Consider the following 24,261-nt stretch of genomic DNA (forward strand, 5'->3'; position numbering starts at 1 on the left):
GCGGATATTTTTTCTGAACAGACATAATGATGTAGAGTCAGACCATTTTATGGATTAGTTAGATTTAACATTGTATATCAGTGTGTGTAGGTTGGCCGATTAATATGCGAGTCAAGTCATATGCGTGTGTGGAGCTATAGATTCAGCCAAATAAAAAAGGTGGCAGGAGTAACCCTGAACCACCTTACTTCAATTTGTACCTTGATGTTAGTTTCACAGTAGCTTGTGATGACACAGAAAAGGCCGATTTGTTTAGGTAAATAGAATATGAAGCATGGACTGAACTTGAACTTAATCGATTAGATCGACTAGTACTTAAATCGCTGGATTAATTTCTGCAATTCTGCTGACATTGAAGATAAATTCGTAGCTAACCCTGACACTTCTTCCATAGAAGCAAGCTGTTCCTCGGCTGAGGAGGCAATGTCTTGTGTGTTGCTGGCTGCGAGCTTAGCCAGATGGGTCACGTTCTCGCCACTTGCCGATATTTCCTCTACGCTAGCCGATATTTGTTCTGTTATGCTTGCTAATTCTTCAATTTGCTCCGATATACGAATAGTGGACACGGATATATCTTGGAATCTGCGATCTGTCTCATTTGTGATCTCTATGCCTGATACCACTTCTTGCTTCACTTTGTTCATTGTATGAACGGATAGTTTCATATCTGCTTGCATTTCTTCAATAAGCTTGGAAATCTCATCCGTCGAACGGTTGGATTGATCTGCTAGCTTGCGGACCTCCCCAGCAACTACGGCGAATCCTCGACCATGTTCACCTGCGCGTGCGGCTTCAATCCCGGCATTTAACGCGAGCAGGTTTGTTTGGCTGGAAATATTCCGAATCAGCGCAAGCACCTGATCAATTTGAGCAGCACGCTGTTCGAGACGATGAATGACTTCATTTGAATCGTTAACGGATGTACTGATCGATTTCATCTGTCTAATGCTGTCCTGGATCGCGACGCCGCCAAGACTTGCAATATCCCGAGTATCCACAGATGATTCCGCGATAGTCGAGGAGCTTTCCGCTATTCGTTGGATACCGATCGCAATTTCATCAAGTGCTGTTGTTGTTTGCTCCAAGGCCTGTTGTTGTTCTTCCGCACCATCAGCAGATTCTTGAATAGACATTGTAATTTGCTCGGTGGCCTTAGAAGTTTGTTCCGCACTTAAAGTCAAATCATTAGAGTATGAAGCAACCTGCTGTGTAGACGAATCGACTTCGCCAATAAAGAACCGCATTTGCTTCACCATATTATTAAAGTCGCGTGATAGACTGCCTACCTCATCAACAGACTTGTTTTGGATTTCTTTAACTGTAAAATCACCAGTCGCCACTACATTTAATTGACTCGCGACTAACTGAATCGGTTTGGCAATGCGGGATGAGAAATATGCTACGACCAGAACGCCTACAATAACAGCAATAGATCCAATCCACATCACTAGTTCTAATACAACTTGAGCACCGCTGTTAAATTCTGATACGTAAGCGCCAGAGCCAATAATCCAACCCCAGTTAGGTTCTAGCTGCACAAATGAGATTTTCGTTTCAATTTTATCGGTATCACCCGGAAGTTTATATTGATAAGAAAGGAATCCTCCTTCTTCTGTACCTGTTTTAAGGATCGCTTGTCCTAATAATATGCCGTCTTGAGACTTGAATTGCTTTAGGTCCTGCCCTTCGTTGCTTGGATTTAATACGGAGATCGCATTTTTATCTACAGCCCAGGGGTATCCAGTTTTTCCAACCGTGTACTCCAGCTTGATCGGACGTTTATTGTTGGCGTTTTTAGAACCTAATAACTCTCTGCGAACCTTCTCTTGTGCTTGCTCCAAAGTCAGTTTTCCATCGACCACTTCGGCATTCATCAAGTTGATCATACCAATGATAGATTTGACGCTGTGTTGAAGCTGATTTTTTCCTGCTTCATCGAGCTTATTTTTGGATGTCTGATAGGTTGTTATCCCAATTAAAACCGTTGGTACAATTAACAGGAATAAGCATAGTACAATCAATTTGGATCTTATTGTCTTGAATTGCAGTTTCATGGAAAATCCACCCCTCGTATCGACAAAAGTTGTTTATTTCTCATATATCGGCAGGATAAAACCTATAAATGAATAGTTGAGAGCAGAAATAAAAAAATATCATATATGAAAGAGGGGAAACATCAATTTTAATAAGACTCATACATGATTTGGTATCGCTTTCCTTGTCTTAAAAGCAATCTTCGTTAAACCTCTGTTTTGATTTTTCTGCGACTATGCTATTATGGGCTTAATTTTGGTAGAAATGATAACTTGACAAATACCGCTTATCGAAGCTGCAAATGCAAACTTATATTTATTCGCGGGGAAAGTGAATCTGATACTGATGAGACAAAATCATAAGCTGCTAATTTGGGCAGGATTATTTCTGCTTGTACTTACTGGATTTCGCTTAGTATGGTTAAGTTCTCAATCTAATCCAGAACAACCACATGCTGTTCAAGGTGTGCTTGATTTGAGAAACTGGGACATTGAACATAACAAAGCCATCTCATTGGAAGGAGAATGGGAGTTCTACCCGGAACAATTGTTACAGCACGCTCCAGCAGGCAAGCTAGCTGATCATAAGCCACTTCAGTATCTCCATGTGCCAGGGAAATGGAATGATGCTATGCCGACAAGCCCTAATACAGCAATGGGCTTTGGCACCTATCGGCTTCGGATATTGACGGGAGCTTCGTTGAATCAGCCTTACGGTCTGTGGGTGCACAACATTCAAAGCGCTTCTGACATCGAATTAAACGGGCATAAGGTGGGGGCATTTGGAGTCGTATCCGATAAAAAGGAACTTTACAAGCCCGCGGCAAAATCATACACTTCCTCTTATATAGCAGAGGATGAACGTGAGATTGTATTGATTGTGCGTGTTGCGAATTTTGATAATCCAGTTAATGGAGGGATTGTCCAGTCTATTAGATTTGGCTCACAGGCAGCCATCGACAATGAGCGATTATATGCTGTCGGCTTTCAGTTGATTATTTTTGTTGTGCTGTTGTTGCATGGATTATATGCAGGTATTATGTATTATTTTAATCGTCAACAAAAGTCGCTGATTCCATTTTTCTTGCTGCTTGCTTGCGCGGCAATCGCGATTGCCGCAGATGATGATAAACTATTGCTTATATGGCTGCCCATCAATTATACGTGGGGCATAAAGCTGGCTCTATTATCGTATATTGGCACCTCCTTGTTTATACTGGAATTGACCAAAAACCTCTTATTGGAAGAGCAATTTGGCTTTCCTTTCCGCTGGTTGTATAGGTGCGCTGGTGCATACGCTTGTTATTTGATGTTGGCGGACATCCAAAGTATTATTTATAGCAAGTTCATTTTTACTTTTTTATGCCTTGTTTCCATTACTATGATGCTGGTGCTGTTTGTACGGTCGCTGCTCAAAAATAACAAAGACGCTGTTTATTTGTCATTTGCGGCTGCGAGTATCACGTCGAGTGTAGTATGGGGTCTTGCAAAAGGTCAGGGGTGGGTAGAGATGACATTTTACCCATGGGATATTTTTGCGGCCATTATCGGCTTCTCTGCGTTCTGGTTTAAGCAATTCTATCGTAATGCGGAACAAAACGCGAAAATGACGGAGCAGCTTAAACGTGCAGACAAGTTGAAAGATGAATTTCTAGCCAGCACATCGCATGAGCTAAGAACACCATTGCACGGTATAATGAATATTGCACAAACTGTAGTGGCTAATGAGCGCCATACGATCCAAGAAAAAAGTGTGCATGATCTTGAACTGCTTATTACGATTAGTAGACGCATGTCGTACATGATTAATGATCTTCTGGATTTGACCCAGCTTCAAGAGAAGCGGATTCAATTACAGCCTGTTGATGTACGGATTCAATCTGTTGTGTCAGGCGTCATCGATATGCTTCATTTTATGACGGACGGCAAGCCAATTGAGGTGAAAATGGAGATTTCTCATTATTTTCCTCGTATCTGGGCCGATGAAAAACGATTTGTACAAATTGTGTTTAACTTGCTTCACAACGCGATTAAATTCACGGAAACAGGAACCATCTCCATTTCTGCGTATACGAAACAACGATATGCTTATATCTCTGTAGCGGATACTGGCATTGGAATGGATAAGGAACTGCAAGCACGTGCTTTTAAGCCATACGAGCAAGGTGGAGCAGACATTAACGCAGGTGGTGGAATAGGACTTGGCCTTAATATTTGCAAACAGCTGGTAGAACTGCACGACGGACGGCTTTATTTGCAGTCAGTACCTGGGAAAGGTTCTACATTTACGTTCACGATGCCATTGTCACCCAATGCGGTCGACTTCGAAGATGCTGCATTAGAACTGATAAGCAGCAAACTAGAACCAACATCGTATCTTGAGCTGGCTGCTGATTCGGAGATGAAGCCTTCTGTGCAGACTGTGTTGCCTGATACCACCTGTGGTGTCCTTACAAGCAAAGCGCAAATATTAGTGATTGATGACGATGCTGTCAATCTCAAGGTGCTTTGCAACATATTAGCTTCGGAACCCTACGAGATTACTAAGGCATTGTCAGGTCGAGAGGCGCTAGCACTGCTTCATACGAAGCAATGGGATTTAATTGTTGCAGACGTGATGATGCCGCACATGTCTGGTTATGAATTCACCCGTTGTGTGCGGACTCGGTTCTCAGTAGCGGATCTACCTATCTTATTGTTGACAGCACGTAGTCAGGCGGAAGACGTATACTCGGGATTTATGTCAGGAGCCAACGACTATGTAACGAAGCCTGTGGACGCACTCGAATTGAAGTACCGAGTAAAGGCGTTAATTACGCTAAAGCAGTCGGTTAGTGATCGTCTGCGCATGGAGGCTGCTTATCTTCAAGCACAAATCCAACCTCACTTCTTATTCAACTCGTTAAATTCCATTATGGCGTTAAGCGAGATTGATACGGTTAAGATGCACAAACTGATCGAAGCATTTAGTGCCTACTTGCGGATCAGCTTTAACTTTTGGAACTCTGAGCAGTTAGTGCCGCTTGAACATGAGCTTAATCTAGTCCGATCCTATCTGTATATTGAAAAGGAGCGCTTTGACGAAAGATTGCATATCGTCTGGGAGGTGAACAGCGACATGGCGCTGCAGCTGCCTCCGCTGACGATTCAGCCCTTGGTAGAGAATGCTGTTAAGCACGGCATATTAAGCCGTTTTAAAGGGGGAACCGTGCATATACAAATTACGGATGTCGGTAACCATGTTACATTTACAATCAAAGACGATGGCATTGGCATGGATGAAGCGATTATAACAAATGTGTTAGACAGTGACAGAACGAACAAAAAAGGAATCGGACTTTACAACACGGATCGAAGACTAAAACAACTTTACGGACAAGGTTTATCTATCCAAAGCGAGCCAGACGTAGGAACCACGCTTTCTTTTGTGATCCCGCGGAACACGTAACGGTACTTATGTTAAGGATAAGATAATGTTCAGCGTTTAGTACACTGCATGTGCGGGAGCCTTGCATCTTACTGGCATACATGATGAGAGTCAGACGGCGATGAAGCTAATCTAATAACACATTCCAACTTTATACAGAGGATGAATTGTCATGAAACCTATTACCATACTAATTGCGGACGATGATGTGGAAATTGCTGAGTTGATCGCGCTACACTTGCGTAAGGAAGGGTACCATTGTATTCAAGCGGCTGATGGTCAGGAAGCTATTCAGGCTGTACAGACGCAAGCTATTGATTTAGCTATATTGGATATTATGATGCCAAAGTGGGACGGCTATGAAGTAACTAGACGAATTAGAGAGCGGCATCGAATGCCTATCATTTTTTTGAGCGCCAAGACAAGCGATCTGGACAAGATTGAGGGATTGGTGAAAGGGGCGGATGACTATATGACCAAGCCCTTTAATCCGATGGAATTAGTTGCACGAGTGAATGCTCAATTGCGGCGTTATATGCAGCTCAGCCAGCCGGCAGCGGACGGTCATTCTGTCTTGGAGGTAGGTGGTTTAACCATTTATCCCGATCAAAGGATGGTACATATATATGGAAAGTCAATCGAACTGACGCCAAAAGAGTTTGATATTTTGTATTTACTGGCGAGTTACCCAAAGAAAGTATACAGTGCAGATCATATTTTCCACCAGGTATGGGGCGAGGCCTATTATGAAGGCGGAAATACGGTGATGGTTCATATTCGAACGCTGCGAAAAAAACTTGGGGCAGAAAAAAATAAATTTATTAAAACGATCTGGGGTGTGGGGTATACATTTAATGGTTAAGCTAGGGCGCAGCTTTCGAACTAAAATGATATTGTATTTAAGTCTGAGCATGTTTTTATCCGCTACTATTACTTTCGTGCTTTACAAGCTGCTTCAACTGTATTATACAACGCAAGTGAGATTAGAAAATCCACTCACCCCGATTCGTTATTTTATGAGGGAATTGGGTGATATCTACTTTTTCTTACTTATATTTATCCCACTCTCCATTCTGTTTTTCTTTATGTTTACGCGGCGTTATGTTGCCTACTTCCAAGAAATTTCTAAAGGGATACACTATCTGGCCAACGGGGACTTTAATAGCAGAATTAATCTTGTTTCCCGTGATGAGTTTGGTGATATTGCGAAAGACATGAATCTGGCAAGCGAGAAGCTGCAGCAGGCAGTAGAAAAAGGTGCTTTTGCGGAAAGCAGCAAGGATCAGCTTGTATTGAATCTGGCACACGATTTGCGGACGCCCCTTACATCGGTGTTAGGTTATTTGGATTTTATTTTAAAAGATGATCAACTGACCGCTGTACAAGTTCAGCATTATGCTACGATCGCATATACGAAATCCCAACGGTTGGAAAAGCTGGTTGATGAGCTATTCGAAATTACCAGAATGAGCTATGGGATGTCGGTAGTTGAGCATCATCCGATTGACTTGAGTGAACTGCTGATGCAGTTGCACGAAGAGTTATATCCGATGTTAGAAAAGAGTCAGCTGATCGCCAGATTAGATGTGAGGCCTCATTTGAACATTACAGGTGACGGGGAATTACTGGCTCGAGTATTTGAAAATTTGCTCATGAACGCGATTCGTTATGGCGCGGATGGACAGTTTATCGATATTTGTGCGGATCGGATGGAAGGGGAGGTAGTTGTTCAAGTGATTAATTACGGAAACTTCATTCCCCCAGAGCAATTGCCTCATCTCTTTGACATGTTCTATATTGGCGACAAGGCGCGCAGCCACCAGGGAGAGAGCACAGGTCTCGGGCTGTTTATCGCTAAGAATATAGTTACGCAGCACCAGGGCATAATTACAGCTCAAAGCAGTCTTATTCGTACGGTTTTTGAAGTACGATTGCCGCAGGCAAGCGAAATATTGGAATCACCTTTGAAACAAACACATCCCTAATTTAAGAAATACTTTATTTTTACCCCACTTCTTTTTTAATCAGTGATCTTTATCCTTTGTTTATCAGGATAAGCAGTCGCTGTGAGAAAAGAAGTTTTTTTATGTTCAGGCGACTCCATCTGTTTTCCCTCACCCAGTACGAGGGTCATATGAGAAGCTTGACTGAGCGAATATTAATTGAGTGAGGAAGTAATCAAGCTAATTTTTGAATAGAGCGCGATATAGTAAACAGAACATTCACAGAAAAGACGATGTTACTACCTATGAAAGAATGGCATCTCATGGGATTTTGGTTTGATACTCACAATTAAAAGGAGTGAACAAAAAAATGAAAAATAAATGGATAGAAGTGGCTATATCGTGTGTGTGCTTGATGATGATTACGGCTTGTGGTACTGGTGGGGATAGGGATAATGACAAGAAGGAAAAATCAAGCACGAAAGAGGGAAAGGTAATCGTAACCTTATCAATAAGTGAGCCCGAGCCCTTTTACGAGGCTGCGGAACGTAAATTTGAAGCAAAGTATCCTCATATAGATTTGCAAATTAAATCGTTTAAAAAGCCTGGTGAGAAGTGGGAAGCAGGTGAAATGGATAAATATAAAAAATCTATTGACGTGGCAATGCTAGCCGGAACAAGCGCAGATCTGATCGAATTAAGTGGATTGCCTGCTGCCAAGTATGTGAGCAAAAAGCTGCTCCTAGACTTGAACGAGAAGCTTAAGCAGGATCAGACACTGTCTCAGCAGGATTTACAAATGAACATTGTCGATGCATTAAAAAAAGACGGCGGCTTGTATACACTACCTGCCTCATTTTCTTTAAGAACGTTTGTTGGAGATGAGGCATTTCTATTACAATCAGGTGTAACGATAGATGACGAGAACTGGACATGGCAGCAATTTGAGCAGACCGCAAGAAAGCTGGTAGAGCTATCAGGACAGGATGGAAAGGAACCTCGTTATGCGTTGACCGCACAGCCTGCTGATCTTACACTGGTGGAGCAGTTGTTTGATAGATACTCTCAGTTCGTCAATCGCAAGAACCAGACAGCTTCCTTTGATTCCCCCGTTTTTATAGACATGATGGAGCAGGTTCAGCAAATGTACAAAGATAAAGTAATCACGGATGAGTCAACTACTGAGAGCAGTCAACTATTTTATTCTGACATTCTGGCTTCGGCTGACGATTTCATAAGGATACCGTACATGTATTTCTCACAACCCAAGTTCTTACAAAAACCGCATGCTAAAGGTGAGACAGGCAAAGCACGTATTATTCTCCCACTGGAACTAGGCATACAAGCCAAGTCTGCAGTTAAAGAGGAAGCATGGACATTTATTGCATTCTTGCTGTCAGAAGATGCACAATTATTAAGCGAACGAGACGGCTTCTCGATGCTGCGATCTCTAAATGATAAAAAGCTGGAAGACATGAAGGCACAAGTTAAGAAAGGAGCGTACAAACTAGCAGATGGAAAAGTAGCCCAAGTAGCAGAAAAGCAGTTTGATCAGTTTAAAACAGTTATAAACACGGCAGATAACTTGCAAGAGTTGGATGCTAAAGTACTGTCTATTATATACACGGAAGCCCCATTTTTCTTCAGTGGACATAAGTCAGCTAAGGAAGTCGCACAATTAATACAGAACCGGGTTAACACTTACTTAAAAGAGTAAGGACGATAGAGCTATACATAAATAGTACAATATTATAGATGTTGCCGTATTTGAAGTATTTGAAGTATTGGAAGCATCTAAGCTTTGATCCTATCGAATGATATGAAAGAATGACAGATAAACATTAAAAAATTCATGGAAAATAATTACCCACTGGATAATTCCAATATGGATGTTAGATAACCAAAGGGATGACTGAAGTACATGGGGATTAAAATAAGGTCTATCAATCATATCGTATAGCTTCATCTGATAGAGGAAAATGAGAACTATGGGCATTACTGTTTAAATACTCAAAGATTTGAGTATTTTTTTTTTGTCCAAGGGGCATTAAGTTGGTAGTAGACGATGTTCTCACATTTTGGGCTGAATTCATCAAGAGCCCCCTTTTAACGACATCGTTAATCTTGTTTTCCAGTCATTGTTCAGCGGTATCAGACAGACAGAAATCTATCTATATTTTTAAAGTGAAAGCGCTTTTCAATTTGCCTGCGTTAATGAAGTGATGATGGAATTCGCATCGAAAGGATACTGCCTATGAATGACAACTTACGCCGCTCGGGTGTCCGTAAGGTCATGTCGCTGCTGCTTGCCAGCTTGTTGATGCCTATTCCTATTTCGTATGCCTCAGCTGACTTTTATGAACCTCGGCTGCTGCAAGCGGCATGGCTCGTCAAGACGGTTACCGTAATCATGATGGTTGCGGGGCTGTATATGTTGTTCAGAAATGTTGTAGATTACATCCGCTGGCGACGTAACGAAGTAGACAAAGAGTCAATCAGGGGGCGTTGGTGGTGGATCGTCATCACGGGCTGCATATGGATTGGCGCATCAACAATTCTTATTCCGTATTATGGAAGCGTTACCAACAATAATTGGAGTCAGTTTGTCGTAACCTTGCCTACCCAAGTAGCAGAAGCAGTTGGGTGGTGCGCTGCTGCAATAACGGTGTTTATCGCAAACAGTTTTTTTTCCAGTACACGTCCCACCCCTCACCTCAAGACCTACCTTCCACTCATTTTGTTGAGCATTACAAGTGGGCTGACGAACTCACTTATTATTTTTATCGTTAACCAAGCAGTAGTAGTCGAGGCCTCCGCCAAACAAGCTCTCTTTCTTTGTTTTGGACTGGCGCTTGCGTCTTATTTTTTAGCACAGCGGATCGTGCGAGCCTTAATGATTCGGCTAACAAACCGGATCGTTTACGAGAGACGAACCCGGATGCTGGCTCAGCTGGCACGAACACGTTATCAGCAATTTGAACAGATCAGCCGTGAAAAAATATTAACAAGTCTCAATAACGATGTTGAGGTCGTCAGCAATTTTGCGAATCTGATTGTGACGGTATCAACCAGCATGATGATCATATTGTTTGGCTTCGTATACTTGGGCTGGCTGGATATGTATGGTTTTTTGTTTTCACTTGGTGTTGTCGTGCTCAGCTCCCTATTGTACTTCGCAGTGGGACAAAGAGCTAACCGGTTATGGGAAGAAACAAGGGACCTGCAAAATGTATTTTTTCGTTTTGTGCAGGAACTGGTTTCCGGCTTCCGAGAGCTTTCACTTCACCGAGGCAAAAAACATCAATTTGAACAAGAATTAACGGCTTCATGTCAAGCATACAGTGACAAGCGGACGACTAGCGGTCTTATGTATGCGAAAGTTATTTTGACAGGTGAGCTTATGTTCATGTTGGTAATCGGTTCAGTTGTATTTGTATTTCCATTGTTGTTTCCAGGTGGATCAGATGAAGTGCTGCGGGACTATGTATTTATTTTTCTGTATATGACAGGACATGTTTCATTTGTATTAAATACTATTCCAGAATTTATGCACTTTCGAGTCAGTTGGAGAAGGCTGCGTTTGCTAGAAGCAAGTATTACAGAGCTGGAAGAATCAGATGATGCAGGTGAAGTGGTGCGTGGCAATTACAGGCTTGAACTGGAAGGTGTTCGTTTCAGTTACCCTAGTCAACAGGCCGAACCATTCGCCGTTGGTCCGTTCAACTGTACTTTTAACAGCGGGGAGATCACCTTTATTACGGGAGGAAACGGCAGCGGCAAGTCTACTTTGGCAAAATTGATTTTAGGGCTGTATGCACCTGATGAAGGCAGAGTAGTCATGAATGGACAAGGGATATCACCCGATGAGCTTAGTCAAAGCTTCTCCGCCGTTTTTAGCGATTTCCATTTATTTGATCGTTTATATGGCTTGGATAAAGGGTGGGTTGCCGAACGGCTGCCTGAATATATTCGATTGCTTGGTCTGGAAGGCAAAGTGACGCTGGAAGCGGATCGCTTCAGTACAACCTTATTATCCACGGGGCAGCGGAAGCGTCTTGCCTTGCTAATCTGCTTATTGGAAGATCGCCCATTCTGCTTGTTGGACGAATGGGCTGCTGATCAGGATCCTGAATACCGGCAGTTCTTTTATGAAGTACTACTGCCTGATATGAAGCAGCATGGTACTTGTGTAATCTGTATTACGCATGATGATCGGTACTTTGACCATGCTGACCAATTAATCAAGCTGGAGCATGGCCTGATCACATCTCGTACTGGCAATGTGCGCGACAAGCGAGTGGAGTATTCCTTATAACTAAGTTGTACTGGGGGCGGTTAAGCATGGAACCGATACGTCATTTAGCAGAATTGCTTCTAAAATGTGATACGAATTCAGCCGGAATCACCTTCTTACAGTCAGGTCAAGATCAGAGCTATACATACAGCGAATTGCACAACAGGGCCGCTGCGGTACTTGTCATGCTGCAGGATCGCGGCATTCCTGTTGCTTGTCCGGTCATTATTCAGACGGAGGACAATGAAGCTTTTATCATCCTATTCTGGGCATGCGTGCTTGGGGGTTATGTACCAGTTCCAGTGACGGCTGCTCATAACGATGAGCAGCGCAACAAGCTGCTCCAGATCTATAAGGAGCTCGGACTTGCTTATGTTATCGCTGCTAGTGAAGCCATAAGCAGCCTGGGAACATATAGCAGCCGAATCGGTGCAGAAGAGCTGTATCGGTGCCTCGTAACAAAAACCGTGCTGTTGGAAGAAGTGCTGTCGGCAGATTTAACGTTAGCAGCTTGTGCCAAGCTGCACACCCCCCGGAGTGAGGATACGGCATTCATTCAATTCTCTTCCGGCTCGACAGGCAATCCCAAAGGCGTTGTACTAACACACGACAATTTACTTGCTAACATGTCCGCTATTCTTGCCGGCTCCAGAACAACGGAATCGGACAGCTCGCTAAGCTGGCTGCCGTTAACCCATGATATGGGGTTAATCGGTTTTCATCTGACCCCAATACTTGGACGGATTCATCAGTACCAAATGACAACGTCTGCGTTTGTTCTCCATCCGATGAACTGGCTCCGCACTGCGTCAGAGCGGCGCATTTCGTGCCTGGCATCGCCCAACTTTGGGTACTCTCATTTCTTGCAGCACTTTAAACCAGAGCAAGCAGTGGGGGAGCAATGGGATTTATCCTGTATCCGGTTAATATTTAACGGAGCTGAACCGATCTCTGAAGCCATATGTCGTCAATTTCTGGCGTCTCTTAAGCCATACGGTCTTCCTTCTAACAGTCTTTTTCCGGTCTATGGACTTGCTGAAGCGAGTCTTGCGGTAACCTTTCCCGACCCAGAAGAAGAGCTTCGAGTCTCCTATCTGGATCGTGAACAATTGGGCTTGGGATCTCCTGTATGTCTAGTCGAAGCGGAATCCAAACAAGCAGTCCCGATCTTGGATCTTGGGTATCCTGTGAAGGACTGCGCGGTATCGATTCGAGACGAGGATCAGATTCAGATGGATGAAGGTCGCATTGGACTTATTTACATTCAAGGCCGGAACGTGACAGCTGGTTATTATAACCTTCCTGACACCAACAAGCAGTTGATTACACCGGATGGCTGGCTGAATACGGGAGATCTAGGATACGTGGTGAGTGGACGTTTGTTTGTAACGGGACGGATGAAGGACATTTTGTTTGTAAATGGCCAGAATCTGTATCCACACGATTTGGAGCAGATTGCAAGCGAAGCCCAAAGCCTATCACTCGGTAAAATAGCAGTATGCGGCGTTCAAGATCCAGTTTCGAAGCAGGATGAGATTGTAGTATTCGTTCAGCATCGAGGCAAACTAGAATCTTTTACTGGTATACGGGCGGATGTTAAGAGTTTGCTGAATCGTGCAACTGGACTGGACGTGACGACCGTACTGCCGATACGACAAATTCCAAAGACGACTTCAGGTAAAATACAGCGTTATTTGCTGGCCGAGCGGTTTGCTAGTGGTGAATTTACGGAAGCTGCGACCAAGCTAACCATTTGGGAAATAGAGACATTGCTGCCTGCTGCCGGAGACAATTCAAGCCTTCAAGGGCAGGAGATCGCAATGACGGACACCGAAATTCGCATCGCCGACTTTTGGAGCGAGGTGCTTGGCATCTCTCAGCCAAGTATGAATGCTCACTTTCTTGAGTTGGGCGGCAATTCGCTGAAAGCTGGGATGATAGCAAGCCGCTTGCAGGATACATGGGCAATTGAAGCAAGCCTAGGAGAGGTGCTGCAGCACGAAACAATCCGATCGCTTGCAGCATGGGTGGATTCCTGCAGTGGGAACAAGCAAGCAGAGCAAGCAATCCCAATTATTCCCGTCGGAGCAAGAGCATACTATCCGCTCACCTCGGCGCAGAACAGATTGTACGTACTTCAGCAGATCAATCCGTCGCTGACTCATTACAACTTGCCTTATGAGATCTCGCTAACAGGGGCCTGTGATCAAACCAAGCTTGCTGCGGCATGGCAAGACTTGACGAGAAGGCATGTAATGCTCCGTACCTCCATCAGCATGTTAGACGGAACAGCCGTTCAGTATGTAGCAGAGGAAGTGGAGCTGCCGCTCTTGTGGGTAGATGGGACAGATTGGACGGAGGAGCAGATTCGTCATTATTCAATCTCCTTTGTACGTCCATTTAAAATGGAACAGGCGCCATTATTCCGTGTTGAGATCGTCAAACTGGCTCACGACCGGCATCTCATGCTGTTGGATATGCATCATATCATTACGGATGGCAGCTCTATGGGAATATGGATACGCGAATTTGCTGCGCTATATGATGGGGTTGAATTGCCAGCCCAGCCATTACAATACACCGATATTGCATTGTGGCTGGACATGCAGCGCAATACGTCGGAGTGGGAGCGTTCCCGCCAGTATTGGCAGACGACTTTTGCAGACGGCTGTCCGCGTCTGACACTGCCTTTAGACCAAACGCGTCCGCTTACGCCATCGTATAGTGGACGTGTAGAAAGCGTCCGGGTGGATGCTGCCCTAGTTAACAAGCTTAATAAATTGGCACATACTTCAGGATGCACGTTATATACGGTTTTGGTTTCCCTTTATTATGTTCTTCTTAGTCGTTACAGCGGTCAACAAGATATCGTCATCGGGACCGCTGCAGCAGGGCGTACGCGTACGGAAATGGAACAAGTGGCAGGCTTATTCGTTAATATGATACCGCTGCGTCTTCGCAGAACCGATGTTTCTCCGAAGATACAGGAGACGAATACCAGCCCGACTGCTGTTATCGTGCAGAATGCAGATCATGCCCACATACACGAGTCAAGCTCGACTGTTGTCGATATAACGCTCAACGCATGGTTCCGAGCGGTACAGGAGCAGCTCTCCGAGGCTTTACGTCATCAAACACTGCCATTTGAAGAGATGATGGAGGCTGCCGGCCATATTAGCGAAATGGGGCGTCATCCTTTATTTGATACCGCGTTTACTTTGCAGAACATGGATCTTCCTGAATTGAGGACGAAGCAATTTACGTGCGAGATAGCACCACTTCACACGTCAACTTCAAAGTTTGACATGAGCTGGGAAGGATACGTGACAGCAGAAGGATTGGACCTGCATGTTGAGTTCTCGCTTGAATTATTCCGCTCAGACACCATAAGGCAAATGCTGCGCTGCTACACCTATCTTTTGGAGCAAGCAGCTGATAATTCCGTACAAACTCTGAATAAGTTGGAACTAATGAGTGCGCCGGAGCAAGCACAATTGATTATGGAGTGCAGCGAGATGACGGATTCCCGGCATCGGGATATGGCCCTGCACGAATGGTTTGAATGGCAGGCGGATGAGCAGCCGGAAGCAATTGCATTGGAGATGGGCGAGCACAAATGGCATTATGCCAAGCTCAATTCAGAAGCTAACCGTCTAGCCCGCTGGCTGATGGATAAGAGCACGGCTTCACAAGCAGCTGCAAATGCAAGAAAAGAAGGTGCACGTCCGTGTGTGGCACTAATTATGGATCGTTCTATGGAAATGATCGCTGCTATGTTGGCTGTTTTAAAGGCGGGAATGGCTTACGTGCCGATAGACCCATCATTTCCAACCGAACGGATACGATACATGTTCGAAGACGCACAGATCAGTGCCGTACTGGTCAACGGAGACAGATTACAGCTGCGGCGTGAGCTGGAGGAGTCAGGAGCATTGCCTTCTGTCTGGTTTCATGTTACCGAGCAGCAAATGGAATATATAAATTATGACGAAAGCAATCTGGCGGTTGCAACAAATGTAGACGATGTCGCTTATATGATGTACACCTCGGGAACGACGGGGCGGCCTAAAGGCATTTATACCACCCATGCAAATGTAACCCGGGTTGTCAGGCATACCAACTATTTGGAGCTGACTGCACATGACACATTGCTGCAGCTTTCCAATTATGCTTTTGACGGGTCCACGTTTGATATTTATGGAGCGCTGCTGAATGGCTCTAGATTAATAATGCTGCAAATGGACGAGATAGCAGATCCTTTCCGAATTATGGAGCAGATCGTTAATAAAGGTGTTACTGTCTTTTTTGCCACTACCGCCTTATTTAACATGCTGGTGGATCATGATCTAGCAGGGCTTATGCAAGTAAGGCATGTGCTGTTCGGAGGCGAACGTGCTTCCATGTCTCATGTTCGCAGAGCGTATGATGCTATGGGTCCAGGTAAGCTGCTTCATGTATATGGGCCTACTGAGACCACCGTATTTGCATCCTGCTATCCTATTCTGTCTTGGAATTCAGAGCAGGTGACGATTCCAATTGGACAGCCGATTACACGTACTGAGCTCTATGTACTTGATGCTGAAGGACGCCTGGCAGCAAAAGGGGCCGCAGGAGAGCTTTATATCGGGGGAGATGGACTTGCTCTTGGATATGCAAATTTGCCTGCGATGACGGCAGAGCGCTTCGTGAAGCATTGTACAGATTCTACGCGCCGCATGTACAGAACCGGCGATCTTGTGCGATGGAATGCCGATGGGCAATTGGAATATTTGGACCGATTGGACAAACAGGTTAAGCTGCGGGGATATCGCATCGAACTTGGCGAAATCGAGAGTGCATGGCTCAGGCTGCCTGATGTTAGAGAAGCGTATATTACAACAAGAGAGCTTGGGGGCGACCTGGCACTATGTGCTTATATTGTAGCCGATAAGCCCATAGTGGTTGCCGAATATGTGCAGGAGCTACGTCGCGTGCTGCCTTATTATATGGTGCCTGCCGCAGTTATCCAACTGGATAAGCTCCCCTTGACATCGAATGGAAAAGTAGACATGCGGGCTTTACCTGCTCCTGAGGCAGCGTTTATGGTGTTGCAACCGGAGACAGAAACAGAGCGGGATCTGCAGCTATTGTGGCAAGAAGCGCTTAACGTTGATGAGATTGGGGTAACAGACCATTTCTTTGAACGCGGTGGGCACTCGTTAAAAGCTTCAAAACTGGCATCTTTGATTTATAAGCATTTTCATCTTCAAATGCCTATCCAGCAAATCTTTTCACTTCCAACGATTAGGGAACAGGCAGCGTGGATCGATGGGCATGACAAAGTAGACAGATCCGGTTATCGCTCTATTCCAGCGGCTGTACGTATGCCAGCATATCCAACGTCCCCTGCTCAACAGCGGATGTATCTGCTAGATCAGTTTGAGGGAGTTGGAACAACATATCATATGCCCATCCTTTTCGAAGTGGAGGGTGAGCTGACTCTAGATCTGGCCGAAGCAGCGTGGCAGAAAATGATAACGACACATGAGCCGTTTCGCACTTCATTTCGAATGTATGAAGGGCACATACAGCAGTTGATTCACGAATCTGCTGCATTTCAAATGAATCAGATTGTGCTGCCAGATAAGGTTGAGGGCTGGGACAAGAAAGAACTGACAACCTATTGTCTGCGCTACCTTCGTCCATTCTGTTTATCAGAAGCGCCGTTATTGCATGGGTATTGGATTATCGCGCAGTCCAAACGCTATATGTTAATCGATATCCATCATATAGTGGCTGACGGCATTTCGCTCCAGACGCTGATCTCAGATTGGGCAAGATGCGTGGCTGGATATGTGAGTCAGCCGCCTGAAGTGCAATATAAGGATTATGCGGTCTGGTTAAATGGAGAGCAAGCTGTAACAGATCTTAAGCGCAGTGAAGCCTATTGGCAGCAGCAACTGCCGCAAGAGCTGCCTGTACTAGAGCTTCCGACTGACTTTAGCCGAGGCGATCAACGATCCTTTAGAGGTGGATTGGTGCCATTCGAGCTCTCATCACAGACGGGTAAACGAATGGCTGAACATTGCGAACGCCGCGGACTAACGATGAACAGCTTCTTATTTTCCCTGTATAGCTTGCTATTGCATCAATTTACCGGACAGGATGAATGCATAATTGGCTCACTTGCATCTGGTCGAACACATCCGGATACAGAGCAAATGATTGGGATGTTTAACGCTTTTTTGCCCATCTTTATCGGTATAAATTCCGGGCGTACGGTGGATGAACATACAAAGTATGTGCAAGACCAGTTGTCTGGTGCTTATTCGCATCAGGAGTTCTCTGTTGAAAGTTTAATAAATCTTGACCAACGACCGGTTCCTTATGATCGTTCACGGAATCCTTTATTTGATACAATGCTGATCGTCCACAACCAGATGGATGCAGAAGAGCAGGTATGTGGGCATGGCTTCAAGCTTAAGCCGCTCCCACTCCATACAGCCACTGCCAAGCTGGATGTGAAGCTGGATATTTTCTTGTACGGGGATGGACGCATTAGCGGTGCGATGGAATACAATACAGATCTTTTTAAAGAGGAAACCATCAGCCGATTAGTCGCGCAGTGGCTTCATCTAATGGAGCAGGCCTTGCAGCAACCGGAGCAAGGATGCTGCGAATTACTCCGTGCATCAGAAGCGGACACGGTACTGCTTAGCGGCTTTAATGAGACATCTGCTCCGTTTCCATCCCACATGCTGCTTCACCAGTGGCTGGAAGAACAGGCTCGGACTCATCCGGAGCGTACCGCGGTACGCTGTGCCGAACAGGAGCTTACTTATCGTCAGTTAAATGAAAGAGCGAATCAGTTCGCTCGTGTTTTGCGGGGTTATGGTGTCAAGGCGGACACGGTAGTGCCTGTTGTGGCCGAACGATCATTAGAACTTTTTGTCGGGATATTTGCCATCTTAAAGGCAGGTGGAGCGTATCTGCCGATTAGTCCGGAATATCCAGAAGAACGTATTCGTTACTTCTTGGAAGACAGCCAATCTAAGCTGGTGTGCACACAGCACAAATGGAGGAAATCACTTCCGTTTGATGGGACTGTCATTGAGTTGGATGACGAAACATGCGGCAGAAGCAAAGATCGGCACGACCTTGTACCTGTATCAAACCCTCACCATCTGGCATACGTCATTTATACATCAGGTTCGACAGGCATGCCAAAAGGGGTCATGGTGGAGCATTGTGCCATCGTCAATCGTATCCACTGGATGCAGCAGGCGTACCCCCTCACAGAAGCGGATATTATTTTACACAAGACGCCGATTACGTTTGATGTATCGGTATGGGAACTGTTCTGGTGGAGTGCGGCCGGCGCCACGGTGTATGTGCTGGAGCCTGGTGGAGAAAAAGATCCAGTAAGCCTCATTGAAACGATTGATTTGCAGCGTATTACGATCATGCACTTTGTACCTTCCATGTTGGGACTGTTTTTGCGTAGTGCAGATCAGCGATGTGGTGATGATGAGTATGGCATGCTGTCTAGTCTCCGCTTTGTATTTACAAGCGGGGAGGCACTTATGCCGCAGCATGTGGAGACGTTTCGCAAAATATTTAAGGATAAACGTACAGCAGGCTTGGTTAATTTGTACGGGCCAACGGAAGCAGCAGTAGATGTGACTGCCTATGCTTGTGATGCTTATTGTAAAGGATCTGTACCGATCGGAAGCCCGATCAGCAACATTCAGCTCTACATTGTGAATGAGGAGCTGGAGCAGCAGCCGATCGGTGTGCCTGGACAATTGTGTATTGCTGGAACAGGGCTAGCGAGAGGGTACTGGAACAAGCCAGCGTTAACAGCTGAACGGTTTGTCGAGCATCCGCATCAGCCCGCAACACGAATGTATTTAACAGGGGATCGCGCAAGATGGCTTCCAGACGGCAATATCGAATACCAAGGACGTATGGACCAGCAGGTCAAAATTCGCGGGATTCGCATCGAATGCGGGGAGATTGAGCATGTGCTGCTCCGACATTCGGGGATAGCTGAAGCTGTCGTTACAGCGGTAGAGGACAAACTGCTGGAACAGGTGCTCTGTGCTTATATCGTGCCTCAAGCAGTGGGCAAGGTTAGTCAGCAGGGAGACCATCAACTGGAGCAGCTTGTTACTGATCCAGACACAGTATTCTCCAGCCAAGCAGATATGTTTGATGATGAAGAATTAATGACCTGGATGCAGCGCTTGCTGCCTGAGTATATGATACCCGTCTACATTATACGGCTTGACCAATTGCCATTAACGCCAAGCGGAAAGCTGGATCGACGAAACTTACCGCTGCCAAGTTGGAAGACTGGAGGCAGTGGTGAGGCACCGCAGACTTCCATAGAGCAGCAGCTAGCAGCAATTTGGCAGCAGGTGCTGGCAGTGACAGCACCTGCCCGAGACGATCATTTCTTCATGCTTGGAGGCCATTCATTACGGGCCGCTCAATTAGCTGGATTGGTCGAACAGCAGTTCCAAGTGCAATTTACGCTGCAGCATGTGTTTCAAGCACCTGTACTCCGACATATGGCGACCGTTATAGAAACAGCGGGTTGTATGACAAGTATGCCGCTGGAACCAGTGGAGAAAAGACCCAACTATCCGTTATCACTGGCTCAGAATCGACTGTTTATTTTGCAGGAAATGGATCAGGAGCAGACTGCTTACAACTTGCCGTTTGCCGTACACATTAAGGGAGCGCTTGATACAGAGACACTCGAACGTGCGCTCATTCGACTGGTTGAGGAACATGAGCCGCTCCGTACTAGTTTTAAATGGTACGAAGGTGCACCTGTTCAATGTATCGTAGAGTCCGAGCATGTAGAAATGCGGCTGGAGAACTACAATCAGTCCAATCGGCATCAATCGCTTGATGAAGCAATGCTTGAGGCTGCTAAGACGTTTATACGACCATTCGACTTATCTAAAGCACCACTCTTGCGGGCTTGTTTAATGGAGCGGGGCAGTGACGAGTTCACACTTATGATGGATATGCACCACATCGTATCGGATGGCATTTCCATGAACATTATGGCTGATCAATTGGTGCGCGAATATGAATATTTGCACGGCATGAACAAAAGCACAAGTAAGGCGAATGACGATAGACATAGTCTGACTGCTGCGAAGCCGCTGCGGATTCAGTATAAGGACTATGCAGTATGGCAGCAGCAATGGATGAGCAGTGAAGCACGTACGAAGGAAGAGACCTACTGGCGCGAAGCGTTAGAAGGTTCATTGCCACTGCTTCATCTGCCTCTAGATTATACACGTCCTGCGCTGCAGTCTTTTAAAGGCGAGTGTGTGTATGCTGAGCTGACACAATCACAGCTGGAATTGGTAAAGGCAGCTGCCTCTAAGTTGGACATGACACTTTTTATGTATGTGCTGACGGCTTTTCACGCACTGCTATTCAAAGTAAGCGGTCAAGAGGATATTATCGTCGGGACACCGATTGGAGGTCGGCTGCACACTGACACAGAACCACTAATCGGCATGTTTGTAAATACGCTCCCGATACGAACGCGCCCAACTGCTTCTATCACATTTTCTGCCTTTGCACATCAGGTGAAGTACCAGACAGTACAGGCTTTTGCGCATCAGACACTGCCATTTGAACAGATTGTGACTGCCTTGCAGGTTCCGCGGGATTTAAGCCGCAATCCTATATTTGATGTCCTGTTTGTCATGCAAAATATGGGGCTTCCTAGCACTGAAGTTGAGGGATTACAGTTTGATTCCCAATTGCTGAATGCAGGCGTGTCGAAGCTTGATTTAACCGTTGAAGTAACAGAAATAGAAGGCGGCCTGCGCATACGAGCAGAATATGCAACTGCTTTGTTTGAACGAACGAGCGTACTTCGCCTGCTTGATTATTACATGCATGTGCTGACAAGCGCCGCAGCTCAACCTGATGCTGCGCTTGGTGAGCTGCGGCTTATGACTCATGCTGAAGAATGCAATATGTACGGCTTATTTAATGGTACAAGTCATCTCTTCCCAGTCGATATGACATTGGGTGAAGCGGTAGAGCAGTACGCCAAAGATGAGCCTGCACGAACGGCACTGTTAGTTGGTGATCGGGAAGTAACTTACGGGGAGCTTCAACATCAGGCGGAGCATCTCGCACATCTGTTGCGCTCAAAAGGAGTTAAAACAGACAGTTTGGTTGCGATATGCATGGAACGCTCGCTTGCGATGATTGTGGCCATCTTAGGAATCTGGAAAGCTGGCGGAGCGTATGTTCCGATATCCCCGTCTCAGCCATTGGATAGGATACGTTTTGTGCTTGAGGATTCGAATACGAGCCTTGTGCTTGTGGAGACCGGTAGTGAGATGCTGCAAGCAGATCTTGGAGATGTTGTCCTTTTGCCGATATCCGCATGTATGTTTGCTTCCGATAGATTAGACGGCATGGTGGCTATGAGCATGGGTGAAACTCAATGTTCTGAACAGACGATCCATTCTGATAATAGGCAGGCAATCACAGACAATGCCACTTCCAACGATGCGGCGTACGTTATTTATACTTCGGGCTCAACTGGGCAGCCAAAGGGTGTGCTGGTTGAGCACCAAGCAGCAGTAAATCGGATTCATTGGATGCAAGAAATGTACCCGCTTCATGCGGAAGACGTTATTTTACAAAAGACGCCGTATACATTCGATGTATCCGTTTGGGAGCTGATTTGGTGGGCATTTGGCGGGGCTAAAGTGGCTTTGCTGGAGCCTGGCGAGGAGAAGGACCCGAGTGCGATTGTGGCGGCGATAGCGCGATACCGTGTGACGACGATTCATTTTGTTCCCTCTATGCTGGAGTTGTTTTTAGCCCATTTGGAGCATAACCCGCACGCTAGACACGGTTTAAACAGCTTGCGTTATGTCTTTACAAGCGGCGAAGCGCTCAAGGCTGAGCATGTGGAGCGATTTAAACAGTTGATGACGGATTATTCGAATGCAGCCCTCATTAATCTTTACGGACCAACCGAGGCGGCTATTGATGTAACTTATTATGATTGTAGTGAATGGCAGGGGACACTTGTTCCAATAGGAAAACCGATTTATAACACGGAGCTGTACGTTGTAAATGATCAGTTCCAGCGACAGCCGATTGGCATCCCAGGTGAATTATGCATTGCTGGTACATGTTTAGCACGCGGATATGTGAACAGAGAGGAGCTTACGGCGGAACGATTTATCGTGAATCCTTATGTTCCAGGCAGCAAAATGTACCGTACGGGTGATATGGCCAGATGGTTGCCTGACGGTAATATAGAGTATTTGGGGAGATTAGACAACCAAGTTAAAGTGCGCGGCTTCCGCATCGAGTGCGGGGAGATCGAGCATGCTCTGCTGAAGGAACCTTTTGTGCGGGATGCAATTGTTGTGAAGTTGGAGGACAGCACGAGAGCTGATTATTTATGCGCATATTTGGTCACAACAGCAACCGTAACAGCAGCTCAATTACGTGCCTCTTTACAACTGCGGCTGCCTGAGTATATGATACCTGCCGTTTATGTGGAACTGGAGAGCATGCCGCTTACATCCAACGGAAAGGTAGATCGACGGCGCCTGCCGCGACCGGAACATCGTGTAGATTCAGGTCAGGAATTCGTAGAGGCAAAAGAGGGTACAGAAGAGGTAGTGGCTAGTGTATGGCGGGAGTTATTGGGGCGCGAGCGCATCGGTTCGCGAGACAACTTCTTTGACTGCGGAGGTGACTCCCTGCTTATCATTCGTATGCATCACATGCTGGACCGACGGTATCCGGGATTGCTTAAAGTGACGGATCTATTTAATTATCCGACGGTATCCGGCCTTGCAGCCTACATCGATGTGATGCAAACCGATCATCTCAGTGCTGACTGGAGTGGGCTCCAAGTACCGGAGCAGCTGCTAAATCGAACTTCTTCAACAGAGTGGAATGGTTTGTACCGCTTTGAGGTCGATAAGATGTTGCTGGACGGCTTAAGGAAAGTGAGCCATGCAGAGGTAATCCGTGTGAATGAACTTATGCTTGCTGTGTTGGCTTGGTACTTTAAGCAGGCGACAGGTTCGCAGAATGTTCAAATGCTTCATATGAATGATGAGCGGGAGGCGCGGCTCATTAAGATTGATTTTACCCAAACGCAGGACTTTCACGAACTAATCAGTGTCGTGACAGAAGGGGACCAGGTGCTTAAGCGACTAGAACAATGGCGCAAGCTTCCAACTGGAGAAGGATCCAAAAACCAGTCGATCGCTCCGTTGTTCTATGAAGGGGCACCGCATAAGCTCGCTGTCAACTATGAGTTGCTGCAAGCGTATGAACTGATCGTGTCCTTGCCGATTGTAACTGTGGAACACGCCGTGTTAAAGGGCGAATGGGCGTTTAATGGGCAACGGATGGATAAGGAGAGAATGAGGCATTGGCTGCAAGGGTATGTGAAGCTGCTGAGACTGGTCGTACAGCAATTTGAGCATACCGTTCATTCAATCGGTGCAGAAACGGCCGCTTCCACAGATAAAGGATAACGTTAGTTAGACAAGTTAAGAAAGGAAG

General features: G+C 45.7%; 7 protein-coding genes. 6 read left to right on the forward strand and 1 reads right to left on the reverse strand.

The window, feature by feature from the left end:
* Positions 1-308: 308 nt before the first annotated feature.
* Complete coding sequence (locus MH117_RS05490) at positions 309-2,054, reverse strand: methyl-accepting chemotaxis protein (protein ID WP_239327621.1); 1,746 nt, start codon at positions 2,052-2,054, stop codon at positions 309-311.
* A 325-nt stretch (positions 2,055-2,379) separates the two neighbouring features.
* On the opposite strand from MH117_RS05490, the gene MH117_RS05495 reads away from it, so the two are divergent.
* From MH117_RS05495 to MH117_RS05520, 6 genes are all read left to right on the forward strand, one after another.
* Complete coding sequence (locus tag MH117_RS05495; protein ID WP_239327622.1) at positions 2,380-5,481, forward strand: hybrid sensor histidine kinase/response regulator; 3,102 nt, start codon at positions 2,380-2,382, stop codon at positions 5,479-5,481.
* 151 nt (positions 5,482-5,632) lie between these two features.
* Entirely contained in the window at positions 5,633-6,322 is a 690-nt protein-coding gene (locus tag MH117_RS05500) for a response regulator transcription factor (RefSeq protein WP_239327623.1), read from the forward strand.
* On the forward strand, positions 6,315-7,445 hold the full coding sequence (locus tag MH117_RS05505) for a sensor histidine kinase (protein ID WP_239327624.1): 1,131 nt from the start codon (positions 6,315-6,317) through the stop codon (positions 7,443-7,445). The genes MH117_RS05500 and MH117_RS05505 overlap by 8 nt, the downstream gene beginning before the upstream one ends.
* Positions 7,446-7,773: 328 nt before the next feature.
* Complete coding sequence (locus MH117_RS05510; protein ID WP_239327625.1) at positions 7,774-9,120, forward strand: ABC transporter substrate-binding protein; 1,347 nt, start codon at positions 7,774-7,776, stop codon at positions 9,118-9,120.
* Between the two features lie 537 nt (positions 9,121-9,657).
* A complete protein-coding gene (locus MH117_RS05515) occupies positions 9,658-11,718 on the forward strand; it encodes a cyclic peptide export ABC transporter (RefSeq protein WP_239327626.1) in 2,061 nt (686 codons plus the stop codon).
* Between the two features lie 26 nt (positions 11,719-11,744).
* Positions 11,745-24,233: a non-ribosomal peptide synthetase gene (locus MH117_RS05520; RefSeq protein WP_239327627.1), complete on the forward strand. Its 12,489-nt coding sequence runs from the start codon at positions 11,745-11,747 to the stop codon at positions 24,231-24,233.
* The last annotated feature ends 28 nt before the right edge of the window (positions 24,234-24,261 follow it).

The organism is Paenibacillus sp. ACRRX (assembly GCF_022346885.1).
In the GTDB taxonomy this organism is placed as follows: Bacteria; Bacillota; Bacilli; order Paenibacillales; family Paenibacillaceae; genus Paenibacillus_B.